We start from the raw sequence: 5358 nt of genomic DNA, 5'->3' as shown, positions 1-5358 counted from the left end.
ATAAAATTAAATTTGTTTTATCTACACAGCGAGTACTATGAAGATTATGAAACCCGAGTTAAGTTTTTGGCAAATATTCAATATGAACGTCGGTTTTCTTGGCATCCAATTCAGTTTTGGGCTACAACAGAGTGCGATCAACCCTATTTTTCTTTTTTTAGGGGCCCCTGAAGATATGCTGCCAATTTTAAATATTGCCGGTCCGGTTACGGGTTTAATAGTTCAGCCTCTTATTGGAGCCATTTCTGATAAAACATGGTCACCTCGATGGGGTCGTAGAAAACCATTTTTTCTTATCGGGGCTATAATTGGAAGTTTGTGCCTGTTCGCATTTCCTTTAAGTCCGGCACTATGGTTTGCTGTTGGGTTACTTTGGATTTTAGATGTAGGTAACAACATGGCAATGGAACCTTACAGGGCCTTTGTAGGTGACAAGTTACCCAGTAGACAATTAAGTTTGGGATATCAAATGCAGAGTCTTTTTGTTGGTGCCGGTATTGTACTAGCCAATGCCTCAATTTTCTTGTTCCAGGATTGGTTTGGTGGAGATGCCGGTTCGGAGGTAGCAGGTTCCATTCCTAAATGGTTGTATTACTCCTTTTTTATAGGTTCGGTTTTGTCGGTAACGACTATTTTATGGTCTGTTCTCAAAACCCCGGAAATTCCTCCAAGCGATGAGGAACTTGAGGTAATTAACTCGCATAAGAAATTGCCTTTTACAGAACGTTTTAAAATGCCATTTATTGAAATTGCTGAAGCGGTGAAGGAAATGCCCAAGTTTATGTGGAAGCTCTCTGTCGTATATCTTTTCCAATGGTATGCGTTATTTGTTTATTGGCAATTTATAACACCCTTGTTTATGAAAACTATGGGATATGATCTCTCATCCGCAGCTGCTCAATCTGCAAAAATGAGTACGACTTACAATATTGCAACCGTTGTTGTTGCTTTAGCCTTGGTTCCTTTGACAATGAAGTATGGAGGAAAGAAAATTTATGCGGCAAGTTTATTTGGTACCGGATTAGCTTTAATGAGCATACCTTTTATCACAGATCCAATTTATGTCCTGTTTCCGATGGTATTTTTCGGCATAGGTTGGGCAGCTATGATGGGTATTCCGTACACCATGGTCTCTAAAATTGTACCTCAGGATAGACGAGGTGTATATATGGGTATTTTGAATATGATGATTGTGATTCCTATGGGCATCGAAACACTTACCTTCGGGCCAATCTTTAAGCAATTCCTGGGAGGTGATGCCGTAAACGCAATGCTCTTTGGAGGCACATTCTTTATAATTGCAGCAATTTTAGCTCTGCGCCTTAACGTAACTGCTGAAAAGAAACAGTAATAAGGGAATAACGTAAATCAAAAATTCAACAGCCCTATTACTTACTGCGACAATACTTTATTTCAGCAAGAATTATTAAAGTCCCGTAAATATCATTCAAACATTGATGTAATTTTAATTGTATTCAAAGATATGTTTGTATCCAAAGAAATACTCTTAAATTTGATACTCAAAATGAATCCATGTCCGAAGAAAAGAAAAGAAGGGAGGCATTAATCTATCATGCGAAGCCACAGCCCGGCAAAATTAAAGTTGTACCTACAAAGCCTTATGCCACCCAGCGTGATTTGGCTCTTGCCTACTCCCCGGGCGTAGCAGAACCTTGCCTGGAAATTAAAAAGGATAAGGAAAATGTCTATAAATACACCGCCAAGGGAAATATTGTAGCCATTATTTCCAATGGCACAGCGGTTCTTGGGCTGGGTGATATTGGACCCGAGGCTTCCAAACCAGTTATGGAGGGGAAGAGTTTACTATTTAAAATTTTTGCGGACATAGACGGTATTGATATTGAACTGGATACCAAAGACGTAGATAAATTTGTAGAAACCGTAAAGATAATTGCACCCACTTTTGGTGGGATAAATCTGGAAGATATTAAAGCTCCTGAGGCTTTTGAAATTGAACGCAGATTAAAGGAAGAGCTGGATATTCCTGTAATGCATGACGATCAACACGGGACTGCAATTATTTCGGCAGCAGCATTGCTGAATGCATTGGAGATAGCGAATAAGAAAATTGAAAAAGTAAAAATCGTGGTAAGTGGGGCAGGAGCTGCAGCGGTTTCATGTACCAGACTTTATAAAGCCTTTGGAGCGATTTCAGAGAATATTGTAATGCTCGATAGCAAAGGTGTAATTCGCGAGGATGCGGAAAACCTTTCCCGGGAAAAACGCGAATTTGCCACAAAGCGGAAGATAGATACCTTAGAGGAAGCTGTGCTGGACGCAGACGTCTTTATAGGTCTTTCAATTGCCGATATCCTCACGCCAGAGATGCTTAAGTCAATGGCAAAAGACCCTATTGTCTTTGCTATGGCCAATCCGGACCCTGAGATAAACTATAAACTGGCCTGCAAAACCAGAGGTGATGTTATTATGGCCACGGGAAGATCTGACCATCCTAATCAGGTAAATAATGTCTTGGGCTTTCCATTTATTTTTCGCGGAGCACTTGATGTCAGGGCAACCAAAATTAACGAAGCAATGAAAATGGCTGCCGTAAAAGCATTGTCTGAACTTACCAAACAGCCGGTTCCGGAACAGGTAAATATTGCTTATGGCGAAACCAGATTAACCTTTGGCAAAGACTATATAATACCAAAACCTTTTGATCCCAGGCTTATAGCGGAAATACCCCCGGCGGTAGCACAAGCAGCTATGGAAAGTGGTGTTGCCAAAGAACCTATTGAAGACTGGAACAGATATAGGGAGGAACTCCTTAAAAGATCCGGAGATGATAATAAAGTAATGCGCCTGCTGATGAATAGGGCCAAGAGCAACCCAAAAAAGATAGTTTTTGCAGAAGCGAATCATCTTGATGTATTAAAAACAGCTCAAATTGCACATGAAGAAGGGATTGCAACTCCTATCCTGTTAGGAAATAAAGAGGTAATACTGGAATTGAAAAAGGAATTGGAATTTGATGCAGATGTATTGATTATTGACCCTAAGGACGAAGATTCGGAAGGGAAAAGAAAGAGTTACGCTGCCAAATTCTTCGAAGCCAGAAAAAGGAGCGGGGTTACTTTATACGGGGCAAACACCAAAATGAGAGAGCGCAATTATTTCGGAGCAATGATGGTTCTGGAAGGTGATGCCGATGGCATGATTTCAGGGCATTCAAGGGCTTATGCCAATGTGGTGAAACCAATTTTTGAAGTTATAGGAAAAGCAAACAATGTTTCAAAAGCCGCAACAGCGCATATAATGATTACCCAAAGGGGCCCCTTGATCCTGTCAGATACCTCCATAAATATTGATCCTAATTCAGAAGAATTAGCTGAAATTGCCCGGATGACGGCCAATCTTGGTGTTGCATTTGGTTTTGATCCTGTTTTGGCACTACTTTCCTATTCTAATTTTGGGTCTTCCAATCATCCGCATGCGGTTAAGGTAAGAGAAGCTATTAAGATATTACATGCAAAAAATCCTGAATTAGTGGTAGATGGCGAAATACAAACAGATTTTGCACTTAACAAAAAACTTCGAAAAACCCAGTTTCCCTTTTCCACACTTGGAGGCAAAAAAGTGAATACGTTGATATTCCCAAATCTTGAATCTGCCAATATTACCTATAAATTACTAAAAGAGCTTCATGCTGCAGATTCAATAGGCCCTATTATGCTGGGTCTTAGAAAGGCCGTTCATGTTTTGCAATTAGGGGCCAGTGTAGAGGAAATGCTAAATATGACCGCTGTTGCGGTTATAGATGCCCAGGAGCGTGAGAAAAGGCGGAAGGTAAAAATGGGTTTGAGCAAACAGCCTGATTAATTAACCAAATCAATTACAAATAAAGTACGAATGATTACCCATTTAAAAGGTAGACTTGTAGAAAAAAACCCCACTTATGTGGTAATAGAATGCGCCGGTGTCGGCTATTTCGTGAACATATCCCTTCATACGTTTTCAAAAATTTCAGATTCTGAAAATATTCAACTTTATACCCATTTACAGATTAAGGAAGACTCGCATACGCTTTATGGATTTGCGGAGAACTCCGAAAGAGAAATATTCAGGTTATTGCTTTCTGTATCCGGAATAGGATCAAATATTGCAAGGACCATGCTTTCTTCACTTACCCCCTTTCAAATTAGAGACGCAATTGCTTGTGGGGATGTTCCTACAATTCAGGCTGTCAAGGGTATAGGCGCTAAAACGGCGCAACGCGTTATTTTAGACCTAAAAGACAAGGTTTTAAAAATCTATGATATTGACGAAGTTTCACAAAATTCAAACAATACAAATAAAGAAGAAGCGTTATCTGCTTTAGAGGTTCTCGGGTTTGCCAGGAGACAGTCAGAAAAGGCTGTGGACAAGGTTTTAGCTCAGGACCCCTCACTAAGCGCAGAGGACATTATAAAACACGCGCTTAAAAATTTGTAATAAGTTTGAAAAAAGGGGCAAAATCAAATCTTAAATCATTTTCATTTAAGCTTTTTTTACTATCCTTCATTTTTCTTGGATTTTGGAATACTACACAAGCCCAGGAGACTAATGAACAGGAGACAGATTCTGTACAGGTAGATTCGGTTCAAACCGGATTTGCTCTGGGTAGAATTGCAATGGAAAACCCCAATAGCATTGTTTCCAAATATACCTACGACCCCAAACTCGACAGGTATATTTATTCTGAAATGGTGGGGGATTTTGATATTAGCTACCCAATTATACTTACACCTGAGCAGTATTTGGATCTCGTTCAACAAGAAAACATGAAGTCCTATTTCAAAGAGAAAATAGATGCCTTCTCAGGAAAAAAAGCAGGCTCCGAGGAAGCCCGAAAAAACCTGCTTCCAAACTTTTATGTAAACAGTGGTTTTTTTGAAACCATATTTGGGGGCAATACTATTGAAGTCATCCCTCAGGGATCGGTTGCTATGGACCTCGGGGTTATTTGGCAAAAAAATGATAATCCGGCGCTTTCTCCAAGAAACCGTACCAATCTCTCATTTGATTTTGATCAACGGATTAGTCTAAGCTTGTTGGGAAAAATTGGTGAGCGCTTACAGGTAACTGCTAATTATGATACTGAGGCTACTTTTGATTTTCAGAATTTGATAAAATTAGATTATACCCCCACTGAGGATGATATAATAAGAAAAATTGAGGTTGGTAATGTAAGCTTTCCTTTAAATAGCTCATTGATCCGAGGGGCTCAGAGCCTTTTCGGTGTAAAAACTCAATTGCAGTTTGGCAGGACTACCATAACCGCAGTCTTCTCGGAGCAACAATCTCAAAACAGTTCAGTAGTTGCTCAGGGCGGCGGAACCTTGAATGATTTTGAAT

4 protein-coding genes are annotated in these 5358 nt (G+C 39.8%); all 4 read left to right on the top strand.

Features of this window, described 5'->3' with window-relative positions; all coding sequences use genetic code 11:
• Positions 1-37: 37 nt before the first annotated feature.
• Complete coding sequence (locus Q0X89_RS16940; protein WP_297696380.1) at positions 38-1351, top strand: MFS transporter; 1314 nt, start codon at positions 38-40, stop codon at positions 1349-1351.
• Between the two features lie 182 nt (positions 1352-1533).
• On the top strand, positions 1534-3843 hold the full coding sequence (locus Q0X89_RS16935) for an NADP-dependent malic enzyme (RefSeq protein ID WP_297696378.1): 2310 nt from the start codon (positions 1534-1536) through the stop codon (positions 3841-3843).
• A 30-nt stretch (positions 3844-3873) separates the two neighbouring features.
• Positions 3874-4455, top strand: a complete 582-nt coding sequence (gene ruvA, locus Q0X89_RS16930; protein WP_297696376.1) for a Holliday junction branch migration protein RuvA — start codon at positions 3874-3876, stop codon at positions 4453-4455.
• Between the two features lie 5 nt (positions 4456-4460).
• Positions 4461-5358: cell surface protein SprA (sprA, locus tag Q0X89_RS16925; protein WP_297696374.1), on the top strand; the 898-nt coding region annotated here is incomplete at its 3' end.

The sequence above is a fragment of the uncultured Eudoraea sp. genome, from assembly GCF_947258525.1.
GTDB lineage: Bacteria > Bacteroidota > Bacteroidia > Flavobacteriales > Flavobacteriaceae > Eudoraea.
Note: the sequence above shows the minus strand (reverse complement) of the source record. Positions and strands in the feature narration are given on the sequence as shown.